General features: G+C 69.6%; 19 protein-coding genes. 11 read left to right on the top strand and 8 right to left on the bottom strand.

The annotated features are described in order from the left end of the window. Nucleotides 1–125: 125 nt before the first annotated feature. On the top strand, nucleotides 126–1,703 hold the full coding sequence (locus ACZYY4_RS07635) for a PGRS repeat-containing protein (protein ID WP_463809093.1): 1,578 nt from the start codon (nucleotides 126–128) through the stop codon (nucleotides 1,701–1,703). Here the strand turns inward: ACZYY4_RS07635 and ACZYY4_RS07630 are convergent, their stop codons facing one another. Continuing rightward, entirely contained in the window at nucleotides 1,704–2,090 is a 387-nt protein-coding gene (locus ACZYY4_RS07630; protein ID WP_463809091.1) for a nitroreductase family deazaflavin-dependent oxidoreductase, read from the bottom strand. A gap of 3 nt (nucleotides 2,091–2,093) precedes the next feature. Beyond that, nucleotides 2,094–2,477 (bottom strand): nitroreductase family deazaflavin-dependent oxidoreductase, encoded by a 384-nt coding sequence (locus ACZYY4_RS07625; RefSeq protein ID WP_463809089.1) that lies wholly within the window; start codon nucleotides 2,475–2,477, stop codon nucleotides 2,094–2,096. 82 nt (nucleotides 2,478–2,559) lie between these two features. Between ACZYY4_RS07625 and hemL the strand changes: the two genes are divergently transcribed. The 7 genes from hemL (at nucleotide 2,560) to ACZYY4_RS07590 (ending at nucleotide 9,889) form a co-directional block, all read left to right on the top strand. Beyond that, nucleotides 2,560–3,891 carry a glutamate-1-semialdehyde 2,1-aminomutase gene (gene hemL, locus ACZYY4_RS07620; RefSeq protein ID WP_463809633.1) on the top strand — a complete coding sequence of 444 codons (1,332 nt, stop codon included), beginning with the start codon at nucleotides 2,560–2,562 and terminating at the stop codon, nucleotides 3,889–3,891. Continuing rightward, the gene (locus ACZYY4_RS07615) at nucleotides 3,891–4,499 is read left to right on the top strand and encodes a histidine phosphatase family protein (RefSeq protein WP_463809087.1); all 609 of its coding nucleotides are present in this window, start codon (nucleotides 3,891–3,893) and stop codon (nucleotides 4,497–4,499) included. Before hemL ends, ACZYY4_RS07615 begins: the two co-directional genes overlap by 1 nt. A gap of 2 nt (nucleotides 4,500–4,501) precedes the next feature. Further along, a complete protein-coding gene (locus ACZYY4_RS07610) occupies nucleotides 4,502–5,131 on the top strand; it encodes a TlpA disulfide reductase family protein (protein WP_463809086.1) in 630 nt (209 codons plus the stop codon). Further along, nucleotides 5,128–5,907: a cytochrome c biogenesis CcdA family protein gene (locus tag ACZYY4_RS07605; RefSeq protein WP_463809084.1), complete on the top strand. Its 780-nt coding sequence runs from the start codon at nucleotides 5,128–5,130 to the stop codon at nucleotides 5,905–5,907. Before ACZYY4_RS07610 ends, ACZYY4_RS07605 begins: the two co-directional genes overlap by 4 nt. Then, a complete protein-coding gene (gene resB, locus ACZYY4_RS07600) occupies nucleotides 5,907–7,493 on the top strand; it encodes a cytochrome c biogenesis protein ResB (RefSeq protein ID WP_463809082.1) in 1,587 nt (528 codons plus the stop codon). The genes ACZYY4_RS07605 and resB overlap by 1 nt, the downstream gene beginning before the upstream one ends. Further along, nucleotides 7,490–8,467, top strand: coding sequence for a c-type cytochrome biogenesis protein CcsB (ccsB, locus tag ACZYY4_RS07595; RefSeq protein WP_463809080.1), 978 nt, complete (start codon nucleotides 7,490–7,492; stop codon nucleotides 8,465–8,467). Before resB ends, ccsB begins: the two co-directional genes overlap by 4 nt. 135 nt (nucleotides 8,468–8,602) lie before the next feature. Next, nucleotides 8,603–9,889, top strand: a complete 1,287-nt coding sequence (locus tag ACZYY4_RS07590; protein WP_463809631.1) for a MinD/ParA family ATP-binding protein — start codon at nucleotides 8,603–8,605, stop codon at nucleotides 9,887–9,889. A 29-nt stretch (nucleotides 9,890–9,918) separates the two neighbouring features. Here ACZYY4_RS07590 and ACZYY4_RS07585 read toward each other — a convergent pair whose 3' ends face one another. Next, on the bottom strand, nucleotides 9,919–10,068 hold the full coding sequence (locus ACZYY4_RS07585; RefSeq protein ID WP_463809078.1) for a hypothetical protein: 150 nt from the start codon (nucleotides 10,066–10,068) through the stop codon (nucleotides 9,919–9,921). 75 nt (nucleotides 10,069–10,143) lie between these two features. On the opposite strand from ACZYY4_RS07585, the gene ACZYY4_RS07580 reads away from it, so the two are divergent. Beyond that, entirely contained in the window at nucleotides 10,144–10,482 is a 339-nt protein-coding gene (locus ACZYY4_RS07580) for a DUF4229 domain-containing protein (RefSeq protein WP_463809076.1), read from the top strand. Between the two features lie 9 nt (nucleotides 10,483–10,491). Here the strand turns inward: ACZYY4_RS07580 and ACZYY4_RS07575 are convergent, their stop codons facing one another. Next, complete coding sequence (locus ACZYY4_RS07575) at nucleotides 10,492–11,370, bottom strand: 1,4-dihydroxy-2-naphthoate polyprenyltransferase (RefSeq protein ID WP_463809074.1); 879 nt, start codon at nucleotides 11,368–11,370, stop codon at nucleotides 10,492–10,494. Between the two features lie 118 nt (nucleotides 11,371–11,488). Here ACZYY4_RS07575 and ACZYY4_RS07570 point away from each other — a divergent pair, with 118 nt between their 5' ends. Next, the gene (locus ACZYY4_RS07570; protein WP_463809629.1) at nucleotides 11,489–12,265 is read left to right on the top strand and encodes an S-methyl-5'-thioadenosine phosphorylase; all 777 of its coding nucleotides are present in this window, start codon (nucleotides 11,489–11,491) and stop codon (nucleotides 12,263–12,265) included. On the opposite strand, the gene ACZYY4_RS07565 is transcribed toward ACZYY4_RS07570, so the two are convergent. Further along, a complete protein-coding gene (locus ACZYY4_RS07565) occupies nucleotides 12,241–13,719 on the bottom strand; it encodes a DUF7937 domain-containing protein (protein WP_463809627.1) in 1,479 nt (492 codons plus the stop codon). The genes ACZYY4_RS07570 and ACZYY4_RS07565 overlap by 25 nt on opposite strands. A gap of 115 nt (nucleotides 13,720–13,834) precedes the next feature. Between ACZYY4_RS07565 and ACZYY4_RS07560 the strand changes: the two genes are divergently transcribed. Continuing rightward, complete coding sequence (locus ACZYY4_RS07560) at nucleotides 13,835–16,027, top strand: DUF7159 family protein (RefSeq protein ID WP_463809072.1); 2,193 nt, start codon at nucleotides 13,835–13,837, stop codon at nucleotides 16,025–16,027. Nucleotides 16,028–16,051: 24 nt separating this feature from the next. Here ACZYY4_RS07560 and ACZYY4_RS07555 read toward each other — a convergent pair whose 3' ends face one another. From ACZYY4_RS07555 to menE, 3 genes are all read right to left on the bottom strand, one after another. Beyond that, nucleotides 16,052–16,750 (bottom strand): TetR/AcrR family transcriptional regulator, encoded by a 699-nt coding sequence (locus tag ACZYY4_RS07555; protein ID WP_463809070.1) that lies wholly within the window; start codon nucleotides 16,748–16,750, stop codon nucleotides 16,052–16,054. Between the two features lie 12 nt (nucleotides 16,751–16,762). Then, nucleotides 16,763–17,191, bottom strand: coding sequence for a hypothetical protein (locus tag ACZYY4_RS07550; protein WP_463809625.1), 429 nt, complete (start codon nucleotides 17,189–17,191; stop codon nucleotides 16,763–16,765). 172 nt (nucleotides 17,192–17,363) lie between these two features. Next, nucleotides 17,364–18,434, bottom strand: coding sequence for an o-succinylbenzoate--CoA ligase (gene menE / locus ACZYY4_RS07545; protein ID WP_463809623.1), 1,071 nt, complete (start codon nucleotides 18,432–18,434; stop codon nucleotides 17,364–17,366). Nucleotides 18,435–18,465 lie beyond the last annotated feature (31 nt).

Here is an 18,465-nt window from a genome sequence, read left to right as displayed (position 1 = left end):
GCCCGGCCTCGAACGTCCGGCCAGCGACTGCGGTTGTTATTTGTTCATAGGCCCGCACATGCTGACGAACACGTGGGTTGGATCCGCAGTTGTGGCGCAGCAGTGGGCCTGGTTAAAGTCGCACAATGTCCGGTCGCCGTGCTGCCATCCAGAACCATCGTCCCTCTCGCCGCGCGGCAGGCGCCGCGACCTCCATCGGGTCGGTGGGCACGTTCCTGGCGCTCGGGTTGAGCCCGGTCACCGCCGCGCCGGCGCGCGCCGACTTCGACGACATGTTCTCCTTCGACCAGTTCTTCGCTGACGCAGACACCTTTGCTCAAGCCGACCCGGGGGTGGCCGCGGCCGACCCGCTGGATCTCGGCCAGGCAGGCACCGACATCTACACCTGGGCGTCGGTGGCCGAGGTCGTCTTCGCCGGACTCGTCCAGAACCAGCTCTACGCCACCATCCACGACCTGGGCAACCTGTGGCTGATGGGCCCGGGCGTCCTGATCGACCCGATCATCAACCCGCTGTTCGCATTTGACGGGTCCTGCGGCCTGATCTGCGACGGCGTCGACGGCACCGTCGACCACCCCGACGGCGGCGACGGCGGCTGGTTGTTCGGCGACGGCGGCAACGGCTACGGCTCGGGCACCGACGAGAACATCGCCGCGGGTGTGACGGGGGGCAACGGCGGCGACGCCAAGATGGTCGGCAACGGCGGCTGGGGCGGCGACGGCGGTTCCAGCGGCGACGGCGGTGACGGCGGGACCGGCGGCTGGCTGTTGGGCAACGGCGGCGAAGGCGGTTGGGGCGGCGACGGGCTGGACAGCATCTCCGGCACCGCGGGCAATGGCGGCGACGGTGGACTCGGCGGGGAGGCCATCTCGCTGTTCGGTGCCGGCGGCCGCGGCGGCGACGGCGGTGACGGCGGCTGGGGCAACGGCGGTGGCGACGGCGGACTCGGCGGCAACGCCGGTGACGGCGGCAACGGTGTGGCCGGGTTCGGTGGCCCGGGCGGCTCCGGTGGCTACGGCGGTAACGGCGGTGCCGGCACTGCAGATCACCCGAGCGGCGGAAACGGCGGGGCCGGCGGTGCGGCAGGCAACGCCGGAGACCTGATGTTCATGGGCAATGCCGGACCAGGTGGGTTCAGCGCCCCGGGCGGCAACGGCGGCGACGCGCTGGCCGGTTCCGACGGCAACGGCGGCAACGGCGGCCGCGGCGGTGACGGCGGCGCGGGTGGCTACGGCGGGGTCCCCAGCCACGGTCGGGCTGCCGGCGCCGGCGGAAACGGTGGCGCGGCGGGCTCGTGGGCCGGAACCGCCGGCAACGGTGGCGACGGCGGGAATGGCAGCGACGGCATGCTCGGTCACCCGAACAGCGGTGAGAGCGGCGCCGGCGGCGCGGGTGGTACCGGTGGTGCCGGTGGCGCCGGAACCGCGGCTCATCCCGACGGCGGCACCGGGGGAGTGGGCGGCAACGGCGGGAACGCCGGGGACGGAGCGGCGGCCAAGGGCGGAGGCGCCGGCGGGACCGGCGGTGCCGGTGGTGCGGCGGCGGCCGGGGGCTCGGTCGGCCCGGGCGGATCCGGTGGTGATGGTGGTGACGGCGGCAACGGTGTCGAGGCCGGCAAGGCCGGCGCCGCCGGTACCGGTGGGGCCGGAAACCCGCAGGGCACCCCGGGACAGCCCGGTAGCCCCGGCTCGTCTAGCGACTAGTCAGCCGGCGCGGTCCAGCAGCAGGGTGTGCGCCACCCCGGCGCGCCCGAGCAGCTGGCGCCAGGGCGGCTTGAGCTGGTCCACCACCTCGGCGGTCGGCACCACCCGCGGGTTCGTGACGGCAAAGGTCTTGCCACCCATCTTGGCCCGTCCGCCGTCGGCAGCCTGCAGATTCTTCACCCAGTCACGGTCAGTTCCATACGGCAGCAGGACCGCGACGCCGCCGCCGGCGGCGTGGAACATCGAGACCGGGGTGCGGTAGGTCTTCCCGGAGCGCCGGCCGGTGTGCTCGACGATCGACCACATCGGCACCCAGCCGGAGATCGGCCGGAACAGCGGATTGGTCACCACCCGATTGAACCGGGCGCGGCGCTCGGAGAACTGCATCGCTCAGCCCTGCCGGGTGAGCAGGACCGCCTGCTCGAACGGCAGCCGCCCGAAAACCCGACGCGACCTCGGCCGCACGTGCAGCGCCGCCTCGTCGCGGCTGACCACCCGCGGTTCGGTGACGCCGAACGTCTTGCCGTGGCGGCGCAGCCTGCCGCCACCGGCGGCGGTGATGTTCTTCAGCCAGTCCCGGTCCGGGCCGTAGGTGAGCAGAATTGCCACCCCGTCATCAGTGCTGAACACGCTCAGCGGGGTCCGGTAGGCCTTACCGGAGCGCCTTCCGACGTGCTCGAGGATTCCGAAGGACGGTGCCCAACCGGCCCAGAGCCGCTGGATCGGATTGGTGACGTGCCGGTTGAACCGGGCCAGACGTTGCGGTAGTTGCATGATTGCCATCCAACCCCCGGCATGCGGTGACCTCAAGCCCCAACTACACCCTGTAGTCGTAGACGTCGCGCGGGCTGGAACACTGGTCGTCGTGGTTAGTGCGGATCGTGTCACGGCGGCATCGGAGCGGCTGTTCGCCGAGGCCTGCGCGGTGATCCCGGGCGGGGTCAACTCGCCGGCCCGCGCGTTCGCGGCCGTCGGCGGCACCCCGCGGTTCATTGATCGCGCCCAGGGCTGCTGGCTCACCGACGCCGACGGCAACCGCTACGTGGACCTGGTCTGCTCCTGGGGCCCGATGATCCTCGGCCACGCCCACCCGGCCGTCGTCGAAGCCATCCGCGACGCCGCCGCCGCCGGCCTGTCGTTCGGGGCGCCGACCCGCACCGAGACCGAGCTGGCGGCCGAGATCATCGGCCGGGTGCCGGCGGTGCGCAAGGTCCGGCTGGTCAACTCCGGCACCGAGGCCACCATGAGTGCGCTGCGGCTGGCCCGCGGCTTCACCGGCCGGCCCAAGGTCGTCAAGTTCTCCGGCTGCTACCACGGGCACGTCGACGCGCTGCTCGCCGACGCCGGCTCCGGGGTGGCCACCCTGGCGCTGCCGTCGTCGCCGGGGGTCACCGGCGCCACCGCCGCCGACACCATCGTGTTGCCCTACAACGACATCGCTGCCGTACGCGGCGCGTTCGCCGAATTCGGCGACCAGATCGCCGCCGTCATCACCGAGGCCAGCCCCGGGAACATGGGCGTGGTGCCGCCGGTGCCCGGCTTCAACGCCGAGCTGCGGGCGATCACCGCCGAGCACGGGGCGCTGTTGATCATCGACGAGGTGATGACCGGCTTCCGGGTCAGCCACAGTGGCTGGTACGGGCTCGATCCGGTGGACGCCGACCTGTTCACCTTCGGCAAGGTGATCAGCGGTGGGCTGCCGGCAGCGGCCTTCGGCGGCCGGGCCGACGTGATGGACCGGCTGGCGCCGCTGGGGCCGGTCTATCAGGCCGGCACGCTGTCGGGGAACCCGGTGGCCACTGCCGCCGGGCTGGCCACCCTGCGCGCCGCCGACGCCGACGTCTACGGCCTGCTGGACAAGAATGCCGACCGGCTGACCGCGCTGCTGTCCGAGGCGCTGACCGACGCCGGTGTGCCGCACCAGATTCCCCGGGCCGGCAACATGTTCAGCGTGTTCTTCGCCGATGAGCCGGTCACCGATTTCGCCGCGGCCCGGGCGAGCGAGACCTGGCGGTTCCCGGCGTTCTTCCATGCGCTGCTCGATGACGGGATCTACTTGCCGTGCAGCGCCTTTGAAGCCTGGTTCGTCTCGGCTGCGCTCACCGACGAGGCGTTCGATCAGATCGCCGACGCGCTACCCAGGGCGGCACAGGCCGCCCGCGCCGCCACCCCGGAGCCGAAACCCTGATGTCCGAAGAAACCCGCGTACACCTGATCCGTCACGGCGAGGTCCACAACCCGGACCGCGTTCTCTATGGGCGAATCCCGGGTTTCCGGCTCTCCGACACCGGTCGCGCGCAGGCTGTTGCCGCCGCGGAGATGCTGGCCGAGGCCGACATCGTCGCCGTGGTCGCCTCGCCGCTGCAGCGCGCCCAGGAGACCGCCGCGCCGATCGCGGCCCGCCACGACCTGCCCGTCGACACCGACGAGGACCTGATCGAGTCGACCAATATTTTTGAGGGCAAACGTGTTTCGCCCGGTGACGGTGCCTGGCGCAACCCGCGGTTCTGGTGGCACCTGCGCAACCCGCTCACCCCGACCTGGGGCGAACCCTATGCCCAGATCGCCGCCCGGATGGCCACCGCGGTGGACAAGGCCCGGGCGCGCGCCGCCGGTCACGAGGTGGTGTGCGTCAGCCACCAGCTGCCGGTGTGGACGGTGCGGCAGTACCTGAGTGGCCACAAGCTCTGGCACGACCCGCGCCGGCGCCAGTGCGACGTCGGTTCGGTGACCACGCTGATCTATGACGGTGATCGGCTGGTCGACGTCGACTACCGTGTCCCGTCCGGCGGCTGACGATGCGGGCGTTGCTGATCGCCGGGGCGGTGGCGGCGGCCGCCTTGATCTCGGGCTGCTCGACCGGTGACGACGCCGTGACGCACGGCGGCACCTTCGAATTCGTCTCGCCCGGCGGCAAAACCGACATCTTCTACGACCCGCCCGAGGACCGCGGCAAGCCCGGCCCGATCTCCGGGCCCGACCTGATGAACCCGGCGCGCACCATCGGCGTCGACGACTTCGGTGGACGCGTCGTCGTGCTCAACGTGTGGGGGCAGTGGTGCGGGCCGTGCCGCACCGAAATCAGCCAACTGCAAAAGGTTTACGACGAGACCCGCGCCGACGGGGTGGCGTTTCTGGGCATCGACGTCCGTGACCCCGAGCCGCAGGCGTCCCGCGACTTCATCTCCGACCGCGGGGTGACGTATCCGTCGATCTACGACCCGGCGATGCGCACCATGATCGCGTTCGGCGGCCGGTATCCGTCGTCGGTCATCCCGGCGACCATGGTGCTCGACCGCCAGCACCGGGTGGCGGCGGTGTTCCTGCGCGAGGTGCTCGCCGAGGACCTGCAGCCGGTTGTGGCACGGTTGGCCCTGGAAAGCGCGGAAAGCGCGGAAAGCGCAGAAAGCACCGAGGCGCCGCAGTGAGCAGTCTCACCGCCACCGCCACCTCCGGCCCGCTGCTGCTGGCGGTCGCGGTGTCGGCGCTGGCCGGGCTGGTGTCGTTCGCCTCGCCGTGCGTGGTGCCGCTGGTGCCGGGTTACCTGTCGTATCTCGCCGCGGTGGTGGGCGTCGACGAACAGCCGCAGGCCGGTGCACTCAAGGCGCCACCGTCGGCGAGGTGGCGCGTCGCGGGGTCGGCGGCACTGTTCGTCGCCGGGTTCACCGCGGTGTTTCTGCTCGGTTCGGTCGCCGTGCTCGGTATGACCACCACTTTGATCAGCAATCAGGTGCTGTTGGAGCGGATCGGCGGCGTGGTGACCATCGCGATGGGACTGGTGTTCGTGGGTTTCGTCCCGGCGCTGCAGCGGCAGGTCCGGTTCACCCCGCAGCAACTGTCGACGGTGCTGGGGGCGCCGCTTCTGGGCGCGGTGTTCGCGCTGGGCTGGACCCCGTGCCTGGGGCCGACGCTGACCGGGGTCATCGCCGTCGCCTCGGCCACCGACGGCTCCGGCGTGGCCCGCGGGGTGGTGCTGGTGATCGCCTACTGCCTGGGATTGGGCCTCCCGTTCGTGGCGCTGGCCTTCGGTTCAGCCAGTGCGGTGGCCGGGCTGGGTTGGCTGCGCCGCCACACCCGGGCCATTCAGATTCTGGGCGGCGTGCTGCTGATCGCAGTCGGGCTGGCTTTGGTCACCGGCGGATGGGGCCACTTCGTCGCCGCGGTGCGCGACGGGCTGGTCTCCGACGTCAGGCTGCCGATCTGATGGTCACTTCCTCCCCGCGTCTGCTCGCGGGGCTCACAGCCCGGATACGCAACACCTGGCGTGCGCTGACCTCCATGGGCACCGCGCTGGTGTTGCTGTTTCTGCTCGCGCTGGCCGCCATTCCAGGGGCACTGCTGCCGCAACGCAACCTCAACGCCGCCAAGGTCGACGAGTACCTGGCGCTGCACCCGGTGCTGGGACCGTTATTGGACCGCGTCCAGGCCTTTGAGGTCTTCGCCAGCTTCTGGTTCACCGCCATCTACGTGCTGCTGTGCATCTCGCTGATCGGCTGCCTGACCCCGCGGACCCTCGAGCATCTGCGCAACCTGCGCGCCACCCCGGTCGCCGCGCCGCGCAACCTGGCCCGGCTGCCCAAGCACGCCGAGGCGCAGCTGGTCGGCGATGCGGACAAGCTCGGCGCCGAGCTGGCCGGGCGGCTGCGCGGCTGGCGGCGGATCAGCCGTTCCGATAACGGCACCATCGAGGTGTCCGCGGAGAAGGGGTATCTGCGCGAATTCGGCAATCTGGTTTTCCATTTCGCGCTGCTGGGGCTGCTGGCGTCGGTCGCGGTCGGCCGCCTGTTCGGCTACGAGGGCAACGTGATGGTCATCGCCGACGGCGGGCCCGGGTTCTGTTCGGCATCCCCCGCGGCGTTCGACTCGTTCCGTGCCGGCACCACCGTCGACGGCACCCGGCTGCACCCGATGTGCATCCGGGTCAACGACTTCGACGCCAACTATCTGGTCTCCGGGCTGGCCACCTCGTTTACGGCGCACATCGACTACCAGGCCGGCGAAGATCTGAGCCGCGACCAGTGGCGCCCGTACCTGCTGGAGGTCAACCACCCGCTGCGGGTGGGCGGCGTCCGGGCCTACCTGCAGGGCCACGGCTACGCGCCCACCTTCACGGTGATCTTCCCGGACGGGCAGACCCGCACCCAGACGGTGCAGTTCCGCCCGGACAATCCGCTGACCCTGCTGTCGTCCGGTGCGATGCGTTTCGACCCGCCGGCCGGGACCTACCCCGACGCGAGCGAACGGCGCAAACAGCAGATCGGCATCCAGGGGCTGTTCGCACCGACCGAGGAGCTCGACGACACGCTGCTGTCGTCGGCGTTCCCGGCGTTGCACGACCCCGCGGTCGCGATCGATGTGTATCGCGGTGACACCGGGCTGGACACCGGCCGGCCGCAGGGACTGTTCACGCTGGACTCCCGGCTGATCCATCAGGGCCGGCTGGCCAAGGTGGCCCGGTCCAACCTCAAGCCCGGTGAGGAGATCCGCCTCGACGACGGCACCCGGGTGCGCTTCGACGGCGCCGTGCCGTTCGTCAACATCCAGCTGTCCCATGATCCGGCCGAGGTCTGGGTGCTGGTGTTCGCGATGACGATGATGGCCGGTCTGGTGGTGTCGCTGGCGGTGCGCCGCCGCCGGATCTGGATCCGGATTGCCCCGCGCGACCAGGTCGCCGGTACGGTAAACGTCGAGCTGGGCGGGCTGGCGCGCACCGACAACTCCGGTTGGGGTGATGAGTTCGAGCGGCTGACCACCCGATTGCTGGCCGGCCTGGAGGAGCAGCGACCGTGAATACCACCCACATCGACGTCGGGCTGGCGCGTTACTCCGACTGGGCGTTCACCTCGGCGCTGATCGTGCTGGTGATCGCGCTGCTGCTGTTGGCCGTCGAACTGGCCTACAGCCGCGCCCGCACCCCCGCCGAGGCCGAGTTGGTGGCCGCCGGAACGGTGATCGCCGACAGTGCCACCCCCGGGGTCGTGTTGCCGCCGCGGCGGCGGCCCTTCGACGAGCGGGTGGGCCGCGCCGGGCTGGCCCTGGTCTACCTGGGTATCGCGCTGCTGCTGGCCTGCATCGTGTTCCGCGGCGCCGCCACGCTGCGCCCGCCGTGGGGCAACATGTACGAGTTCATCAACCTGACCTGCTTCTCCGGGCTGGTGACCGCCGCGGCCGCGCTGCGCCGTCCGCAACACCGCAGCTTGTGGGTGTTCGTGCTGCTGCCGGTGTTGATCCTGCTGACCGTCTCCGGGCGCTGGCTGTATGCCACCGCCGCACCGGTGATGCCGGCGTTGCAGTCCTACTGGCTGCCGATCCACGTCTCGGTGGTCAGCATCGGCTCAGGGGTGTTCGTGGTGGCCGGTGTGGCCAGCATCCTGTTTCTGGTGCGGTCCTCGCGGCTCAGTGACCCCGACGCCCCGGGTGCGCTGGCCCGGATGGTGCGCCGGCTGCCGGACGCGCAAACCCTGGACCGCATCGCCTACCGGACGACGATCTTCGCGTTCCCGGTGTTCGGCTTCGGCGTGATCTTCGGCGCAATCTGGGCTGAAGGTGCGTGGGGCCGCTACTGGGGCTGGGACCCCAAGGAGACGGTCTCGTTCGTCGCTTGGGTCATTTACGCCGCCTATCTGCATGCCAGGTCGACGGCCGGGTGGCGGGACTACAAGGCGGCCTGGATCAACGTCGCCGGCTTCGTGGCGATGATTTTCAACCTGTTCTTCGTCAATCTGGTGACCGTGGGACTGCACTCGTATGCCGGAGTCGGCTAACACAGCTGACAGAAACCCTTAGGTCGGCTGCGCTACCCTGCGGTAAAAGACGTCCATTTACTCGACCCAACCACCGTGATGGGGGAGATATCAGTGTCCGACCATGCACCGGGTGACGCCACCCAGGGCCACGAGATGACGGATCATCCGACCACCCAGTTCCGGCCGTACCAGCAGGCCAGCGGGGCAGACGAGGTGCCTGCCGGCGACCCGGACACCGGGCCGTTCCAGCAGCAGGCCGAGGAGGCCGAGGGCTCCGTGACCCGGTCATTCGGTGGTTTCCGCACCGAACGCCGGTTCTCCGAACCGCTCGACCCGTGGCCGGCGCCCGCCGAGACCCAGGCCCAGCAACAGCAGTGGAACCCCGGTCCGGCGACCTGGACTCCACAGCCGATGGAGAACCCGGCCCCGGTCTACTACGGCGGCAGTTCGAGCGGTGGCCCCGGTGGCGCCCCCTACCGTCCGGCCGAGCCCATCTCACCGTTCTCGGATCTGTCCACCACGTCACTGCTGCGGCAGTCCAAGCCGCCGCCGACGTCCGGCTGGCGCCGGTTGCTCTACGTGCTGTCCGGCCAGCTGATCAATGTCGGGGAGAGCCCGCGCACCACCCGCTACAACGACCTGGTGGTGCAGGTCAATCGGCCGCTGCAGGGCTGCCACCGGATCGCGGTGCTGTCGCTGAAAGGCGGCGTCGGCAAGACCACCGTCACCGCGACGCTGGGAGCCACCTTCGCGTCCATCCGCGGCGACCGGGTGGTGGCCGTGGACGCCAACCCGGACCGGGGCACGCTGAGCCAGAAGGTGCCGATGGAGACGCCGGCGACCGTGCGCCACCTGCTGCGCGACGCCGACGGTATCCAGCGCTACAGCGATGTCCGCAGTTACACCAACCAAGGTCCCAGCCGGTTGGAGGTGCTGGCCTCGGAGAGCGACCCGGCCGTGTCAGAGGCGTTCAGCGCCGAGGACTACGCCCGCACCCTGCAGGTGCTGGAGCGGTTCTACAGCCTGGTTCTCACCGACTGCGGCACCGGTCTGATGCACTCGGCCATGTCGGCCGTGCTGGCCAAGGCCGACACCATGATCGTGGTGAGTTCGGGCTCAGTTGATGGCGCACGCAGTGCCTCGGCGACGCTGGACTGGCTGGACGCGCACGGCCACGAGGAGCTGGTGCGCAACTCGATCGCGGTCATCAACGCGGTGCGGCCCCGGTCCGGCAAGGTCGACATGCAAAAGGTGGTCGACCACTTCTCCCGGCGGTGCCGTGCGGTGCGATTGGTGCCGTTCGACCCGCATCTGGAGGAGGGCGCCGAGATCGATCTGCTGCGCCTCAAGCGGGAGACCCGCGAGGCGCTCGTCGAATTGGCTGCCGTCGTCGCCGAAGCGTTCCCGGGCGACGACCGGTTCAACCAGCACTTCGTGTAGCCCGGGGTCTTCCCGGGTGGTCTACCGCGCTACGGCTTGTTGTCGCCGTGGCTGAGCTTCCACAGGAAGTCGGGGTCATCGTCCGGCCCGATCACGCGCGTCTTCGGCCGTGCGTGGTTGGCGCGCAGACCGATGTAGAGCAATGTCCCCAGGGCCAGGACGAGGAGCAGGTAGAGCACTCGCGACACCTCCTGGCGCCGAATATACCGTTAGCCCGCCGGAGCCCGTCGGGCCCGACAGTAGGCTTGGTGATCGTGACAGCAGGTCGGGCCCCGCTGGGCCGTGCGGTAGCCGATGTGGTCGCGTACGCGGCAGCCCGGCTGGCGCTGGTGGTCGTGTTGAGCGCGGTGATCTACGGGCTGGGGCGGCTGCTCGGGCTGAGCGACTTCCCGTTGATCGTCGCGGCGCTGTTGGCGCTGATCATCGCGCTGCCGTTGGGCATGTGGGTCTTCACTCCGCTACGCCGGCGTGCCACCGCCAGCATGGCCGCGGCCGGCGAGCGGCGGCGGCGCGACCGCGAGCAGTTGCGGGCCCGGCTGCGCGGGGATGAACTCCCCGTTGACACTGCGCCCACGGCGCAAGACGCCGAGTAGATTGCGCCCTCAGCGCAGTGTCAGCGCCAGCGCCTCGATGATCGCCCACACCAGCATCGTCAGCCCGGTGTCGCGCAGCACCGGGATCAGCGCGACGCCACCCTTACCGGAGCGCACCGGGACGATGGCCCGCAGCGCCAGCGGGGTGGCGATCAGCCCCGCCGCACACCACGGGGTGGCCCGCATCAGCGCGAACGTCAGCACGCCTGCCAGCGCCAGCAACACCTGGAACAGCACGCGGGTGCGAGCATCGCCGAGCCGCACCGCCAGCGTCATCTTGCCGGCCGGTTCGTCGGTGGCGATGTCGCGCAGGTTATTGGCCACCAGCACCGCCGACGACAGCGCGCCGATACCCACCGCCAGCGCTGCCCCGACCCAGTCCACCCGCAGTGCCTGGGTGTACTGGGTGCCCAGCACCGCGACCAGGCCGAAGAACACGAACACCGCGATTTCACCGAAGCCGGCGTAGCCGTAGGGCCTCGACCCGCCGGTGTACAGCCACGCCCCGGCGATGCAGACCGCGCCCACCGCCAGCAGCCACGGGGCACTGAGCAGGGCCAGCGCCAAACCGGCCAGCCCGCCCATCGACAGCGCGGCGACCGCCGCGGCCAGCACCGTTCGCGGGGCCGCCAGCCGCGAGCCCACCAGCCGCAACGGGCCGGTCCGGTCGTCGTCGGTGCCGCGAATGCCGTCGGAGTAGTCGTTGGCGAAGTTCACCCCGATGATCAGCGCCAGCGCGACGGTCAGCGCCAGCAGCGCCTTCCACCAGACTGCGGTGCCCAGCCAGGCCGCCGCGCCGGTTCCGGCGATCACCGGGGCGATCGCGTTGGGCAGGGTCCGGGGACGCGCCCCTTCGATCCACTGTGCAAAGCTGGCCTTTTCGGACATGGGCACGATCCTTGCATGCGGGAGGAGCACAACTTGCCCGGCGCTGACGATGCAGTGGGGGTACCCCCAGCCGCGCAGCGGCGAGGGGGACGAAGCGATGAGGAGGAAGCGGCGCAACATGTTGGGCGTGATCGGCGGTAGTGGCTTCTACTCGTTCTTCGGCGAGGACGTGCGCCGCGTGCAATGCGACACCCCCTATGGGAAGCCCAGCGCGGAGATCACGATCGGCGCCGTCGGCGGTCACGAGGTCGCGTTTCTGCCGCGGCACGGCGAACGACACGAGTATTCGGCGCACACGGTGCCCTACCGGGCCAACATGTGGGCGCTGCGGACGCTGGGGGTACGGCGGATCCTGGCGCCGTGCGCGGTCGGCAGCTTGACGCCTGAACTGCCGCCCGGTTCGGTGGTGGTGCCAGATCAACTGGTGGACCGCACCCGCGGCCGCGCCGACACCTACTTCGACGACGGCGGGGTGCACGTCGAGTTCGCCGACCCGTACTGCCCGACGCTGCGGTCCGCGGTGACCGGCCTGGACGACGTCGTCGACGGCGGCACCATGGTGGTGATCCAGGGGCCGCGGTTCTCCACCCGCGCCGAAAGCCAATGGTTCGCCGCGGCGGGCTTCCGTCTGATCAACATGACCGGCTATCCCGAATCGGTGCTGGCGCGCGAACTTGAGATTTGCTATGCCGCAATAGCGTTGGTCACCGATCTGGACGCCGGCGTCGATGTCGGTTCTGGCGTGAAGGTCGTCGACGTCTTCGCGGAATTCCAGAAGAACATCGAGCCGTTCAAAAAGCTGGTGCAGCAGGGGATCGAACAGGTCGACGAAGAGCGCACCTGCACGCATTGTCTGCCGCACGAGGGCGTTCAGTTGCCGTTCGAGCTGCCCTGAACCAACGCGTCGTCGCCGGCCGAATCATCTTCTCCCCGGTAGATCTTCGGCCCGCCGGTGGCTGAGGGCGGCGTCGAATTCTCGGACCGGAAGATGTGCGGAGAGCCGCGGTCGCCGGGTTTGGGGCGGTCGTCGGCCGGCAGGGCGAGTCGGCCGGCGACGATCGTGACCACCAGACCGCACAACGCCAGACCGCACAGCATCACGTCGAACGTGCTGGTGATCTGCTGGGCGAGTCCGTTGCCGTACACCGGGTTCGCCAACGCCGCGACCCGCTGTGAATCGGCAAGGCGTGGAGCCAGTCCGACACCCACCACGATGCGCGCGATGGTGAACCCGAACAGGATCGCGGCCACCGACCAGAGGGCGGCTGCCGGAATCGTGCGATTGCCCAGGTTGATCCGCAGCCAGATCGCAACCACCGCGGTCACCACGTCGAAGGACGCCATCGCCGCACTGTCATAGGGCGAATACGGCAGATCCAGGCCGACCGCGACCGCGAGGTCGTTGATGCGCATCAACGCCGACCCGAGGCACCAGACGATGATCAGCAGCAACGTATTACGTGTTGCCGCAAGCCAGGTCGCCGCGGACGCGTCGCGCACCGCGGCCACCGCGAAGATCGCCGCCGCGGCGACCCACACCAGATAACCCTCGAATCCGACCCCCGCCGTGGAGGTGTTCTGCGCGATACCGTGAAAGCCGTCGATGACCCGGCCCACCGGCAGTACCCACACCAGCACGCCGGCCAGCAGGGTGGCCCCGCCGAGTAGCACGACGCAGAGCTGGGACGCCTTGTCGCGCCGCAGAATCCATCCCGACGCGATGAGCACCGTGATCCAGGCGATCGCCCCGTACACCAGGGCGGTCACGATGATGGCGGCGTGCGGCTTGCCGAAGTCGCTTGCCGAGTGCACATCGGGCAGGGCGTAGTGCACTCGCCAGTACAGGTTGTAGAGCACGCTCAAGGCGGCGCCGACGATCGAGGCGTCACCCAGGACGCGGGCGCCGCGTTTCCAGAATCGGACCGGCCCGGCCAGTACCGGTTGCCCGGCGAGCAGTGCGCCGGTGACGCCCAGCCACGCTCCCGGACCCACCCCGCCGGGGGGCCGCGAGCTGCCGCCGTATTGGACGGTCTGCACCACGTCGGCGACCACCACGCCGAGTACCAGCAGCAGGTACGGCGCGCTGAGCCATCGACGTAGCCGTCCGGCGAGAGCCGGGTTGGCGTCCGCGCCCAATATCCCCCAGGGGCCGGCGTAGGTCGCCACGACCGCTCCCAGCGCGAGCATCGTTGCCCCGGCCAGCACGGCCAGCAACCTGGTGTCGTTGCCGGGTATTCCGGCCCCGAAGTACACGCTCCAGGGCAGCGCCGGGGCAATGCACAGCAGCACCACAGCGGTCACGTCACGGCCGATGTTCCAGCGCCTGGTCGAATCGGCGATCACCTGCACACCATAACCGCGCGAGGGCCGCGCGCCGCTGATCAGCAAAGAATTGCACCTCTGCGCTGTCGGTTCGCGCGGCTAGACTGGCGAATCGAAGTGGGCAGCGGAAGGAGGCGCGCAGGTGGATGTCGCGCTGGGCGTGTCGGTTACCGGCGCGCTGGCCCGCTTGGCACTCGTCGAGTCGGACACCTATGGCGATGCCGTGCTCGACGAGTCGATGCTTGACCTGACGCAGGATCCGGTCGAAACGCTGACCGAGACGGTGACCGGCACGCACCGGATGCTGGCCGAGGAAGGTCATCGGTTGGCCGCCACGCGGCTGTGCTGGTCGGATGCGGACTTGATGGCCGACCTTCGCCGGGCGCTCGAGGAGGCGGGAGTCGAGAACGTCTCCGAGCAGTCGCATGCGCGCTCAGCAGTGGCGTTGGCGCGCAATGTTGAGGGCGAGGACGGCGAAACGACAATGCTGCCGAACCCCGGCGCAGACGCGACGACGGCGGCGCCCGCGGCGACTGTCGGCGAGCCGACGATGGCGGCGGCCGCGCTGCCCGACTTGGGCGCCGCGGATGGGACTGCCACAGCGGCGGCTCCGGCGGCTGACGGTGCAGAGCCGGAACAGCAGTTGGCGTACTCCCTGACCGACGACGACTCCGAATTGCTGCCGGTGGAATACACCGAGGGCGACTACGAGTACGACGAAGCCGAGTACGACGAAGCCGAAGACGACGAATCCGAGGCCCCGCCACCTCCGGTGGGTCGCGCACTATTGGTGGGGAGCACGGTCGGCGGTATTCTGGTCGCCGGGTGCGCCGCGCTGGCCGTGGCCGTGACGATCGGCATCCGCCCGACCGCCGCGTCCACCGGGGTGGAGCCTCCGGTGGTGGCGCAGCCGCTGCAGCCGCAACCCGTGCCGGGTAATTTCATGCCCGCGTTGCCGGCCCCGAAGCCGTTGCCGGCGCCCGCACCGCCAGCTCCGGCGCCTAATCCTGTTGTGGCTCCACTGAATCCGGCACCTGCCGCGGTGGTTCCGCCGCCGGTTGTGGCCCCGGTGGTACCCGCGCCCCCGGCGCCCGCGGTGATCCCGTTCCCGATTCCGATCCCGATCATCACCGGGCCTATTGGTGGTGGCGGCGGCGGGCTGGGCGGTTGGGGTGGCAGCGGCGGTAGTGGCGGAGGCGTCGGGTCCGGCGGCGGTTACACCGGGGGCGGTCATTCCGGTGGAGATGCCGGCTCCGGCGGCGGTCACACCGGGAGCAGCCATCCGGGTGGAGATACCGGTTCCGGCGGCGACGCCGGTTCTGGCGGTAGCGGTTCTGGCAGCACCGGTTCTGGCGAAAACGGCTCCGGTGGCAGCGATTCGGGCGGTAGTGGTTCCGGCAGCACCGATTCGGGGGGAAGCCCTTCCGGCGGTACCGGCACCGGCGGGGACGACGGTAGCACTGGCGGCTCCGGCAGTGCGCCCGGCGGTTCGGACGGCAGCGGTTCGGGTGGCACCGGATCCGGTAGCGATTCGGGTGGATCGGGCAGTACCGGTGGGTCGGGTAACGATTCGGGTGGATCGGGCAGTACCGGTGGGTCCGGTAGTGATTCGGGTGGATCGGGCAGTACCGGTGGGTCGGGCAGCGATTCGGGTGGATCGGGCAGCGGTTCGGGTGGATCGGGCAGTACCGGTGGGTCGGGCAGCGATTCGGGTGGATCGGGCAGCGGTTCGGGTGGATCCGGCAGTACCGGTGGGTCGGGCAGCGGTTCGGGTGGATCCGGCAGTACCGGTGGGTCAGGTAGCGATTCGGGTGGATCGGGTACCGGTGGATCGGGTAGCGGTTCGGGTGGATCGGGCAGTACCGGTGGGTCGGGCAGCGATGGCTCGGGCGGTAGCTCGGGCAGCTCTAGCGGCAGCTCGGGTGGTGACTCCGCGGGCTCCGGGGGCTCCGGGAGCAGTGGCTCCGGCGGTGCCTCCAGTGGTTCTGGTAGCAGCTCCAGTGGTTCTAGTGGCAGTTCCGGTGGCGGATCCAGCTCCGCTGGCTCGAGTGGTGACTCCGGGGGCGGTTCCGGTAGCAGCTCCAGTGGTTCAGGCGGCAGCTCTAGTGGTTCTGGTGGCAGTTCCAGCGGTGGCTCGAGCGGCGGCTCGAGCGGCGGTTCCGGTGGTGGTTCGAGCGGCGGTTCCGGTGGTGGTTCGAGTGGTGGCTCGAGCGGCGGTTCCGGTGGTGGTTCGAGCGGCGGGTCCAGTGGTGGTTCGAGTGGTGGTTCCAGCGGTGGCTCTGGCGGTGGTTCGAGTGGGGGTTCCAGTGGCGGCTCCGGCGGTGGCGGCGACTGAGCTCGACGAGCGGGCCCAGCACGGTCAGGGCTTGAGCAGCGCGACCATCGCCTCGACTTGCTTGCGGTTGAGCACTGTCGTTGACCCATCGGGTAAACCGAGGATGCGGTCGGTCGCGATGCCGTGCAGTTTGATGCGCTTGACGCAGTCGTCGATGGCCTGACGCCGCGCCTTCGCGTCAGGCGCATCGAGCACGCGGATCAGGTTCGTCTGCAAGCTGGCCGCGAATGCCTGAATCATGTCACCGACACCCTCGGGATCGAAGGTCTCGAAGACGCCGTCGTCGACCCCGTCGGTGATGAGTTGGGTCAGTACCGGCCGGAACATGGTTTCCCAGATGGACACGATCCTTGCGAACAAGGCTTGGTTCTGCGGCATGAACAGTGACGTCATCGCCGCGATCTGCTCGGGAGCCCCCATCGTGATTTTGGCGTCGTAACTGGCGGCGAGTCCGGCATTGAGGCGCTCCAGAGCGCTCTTGCCAGGCTGGTCGAAGACCGGACGCAACACCTCGAACGCTTCGGCGGCGCTGCGCTCGGCCAGCGCGGTGATCAGCGCCTCTTTGGATGGAAAATAGTGGTAAAAGGCACCTTTCGGAATACCCACCGTGACGAGAAGGTCGTTGAGACTGACATTCTCATAGCCCCGTTCGAGAAACAGTGCGAGCGCCTGGTCAAGCACCTCGGCCTGCCGGACGTTACGGGCCTTCTTGACTCGCCGCATGGCGGTATTGAATCAGTCGGACTTCTGCCGCCATCCCACATATGTCAGGTATGTACCGCATAAGGCGAGCAGTCCGAAGCCGGCCCGCACGACGCCGAGGGTCGCACTCGATGTCTCGGTGGCGGCTTCTGCTCCATTGACGATCAACTGTGGCGCGGCGAGCAGCACGAATCCCCGCAGCAGCAAAAACCAACCGAACAGCGAAATGATCACGGCGGCGACGCTGCGCCAATATTGGTGAAACGCAACGATGAACAGCCCGCTGCCGAACAACATAGCGCCCAACGTCCACGGCCACATCGGGTCAGTCGAGAAGCTCGTCAACTGGTTCCCGATGCTTCCGGCCTTGATCGCGACCATCGCCGTTACCACAGCGATGAACGGCCCCAGGACACGCGCGAAGGAGCGCGTGCGCTCCGTGGAGGTGGCGGGTGTGGGCATGGTTGCAGACTCTTTCGTAGCAGTGGCGACAAGACTGCTGTCGGCCTGTTGGATCACCAGCCCAATAATTAGACCACCGGTCTAAGTCCGGCGCAATGCCCTCGGTGAGTCACCGGTTCGTCTCGAGATGACGCGATCGCGGCGGCCCGAGCGGCCGAGATGACTTCAGGACTCAGGAAGCGAACTGACGCGCCAACGCTTTTCGGTCCAGTTTTCCGATCCCGCGTCGGGGCAGCGCGGCCACGATATGCAACTCGCGCGGGGCCGCGGTGCCGTCCAGGGATTCCGCGACATGGGCACGCAACGCCTCCAGGGTCGGCGGCGCAGCGCCACCGGCCACCACCACCGCGGCCGCGACACGCTGGCCCAACCGGTCGTCGTCGATCCCGAACACCGCGCAGTCGGCCACCGCTGGATGGGTCGACAACGCCGCCTCGACCGGACCGGGCAACACGGTCAGCCCGCCGGTGCTGATCGCGTCGTCGGCGCGGCCGAGTACGCTCAGGCGACCCGAAGAATCCAGGGCTCCAACGTCGTTGGTCTGGAACCACCCCGGTTCGGCGAACGGGTCCGGGTCGACGGGATTGCGGTAGCCCCGAGCCAGCATCGGCCCCCCAATCGCGATCCGGCCGTCGTCACCGATCCGCACCCGGACCCCCGACAGTGGCACGCCGTCGTACACGCAACCGCCGGCGGTCTCGCTCATGCCGTAGGTACGCAGCACCCGCACGCCCGCGGCCGCCGCGGCATCCAGGACCGGTTGCGGCGCCGGGCCCCCGCCCAGCAGCACCGCATCCAACTCGGCCAAGGCGGCCGTCGAGGCGGGAGTCCCCAGCGCCTTGGCGAGTTGAGTGGCCACCAGCGAGGTGTAACGCCGCCCGGACCCGAGTTCGGCGACAGCCGCCGGCAATCGGTCGATGTCGAAACCCGTTGCGACGTCTAACTGCACCGGGGTGGTGCCGGCCAGCAGGCTGCGTACCACCACCTGGATTCCGGCGATGTGGTGCGGCGGCAACGCCAGCAGCCAGCGACCCGGACCGCCCAGCCGGTTTTGGGTTGCTGCAGCGCTGGACAGCAGTGCCGCGCCGGTCAGCAGTGCCCCTTTGGGCGCCCCGGTGGTTCCCGACGTCGTCACCACCAGCGCGACATCGTCATCGACCGGTTCTCCGACCCGCAGTGCGTCCAGGACCGACGAATCCCCATCGGGGGCAACCGGGATCAGCGCGGCGCCGCGGCCGTCCAGAACGTCCTGCAGGGCGGGCAGCAGCGTCGAC

Source organism: Mycobacterium sp. IDUB_21 (assembly GCF_055419425.1).
Note: the sequence above shows the minus strand (reverse complement) of the source record. Positions and strands in the feature narration are given on the sequence as shown.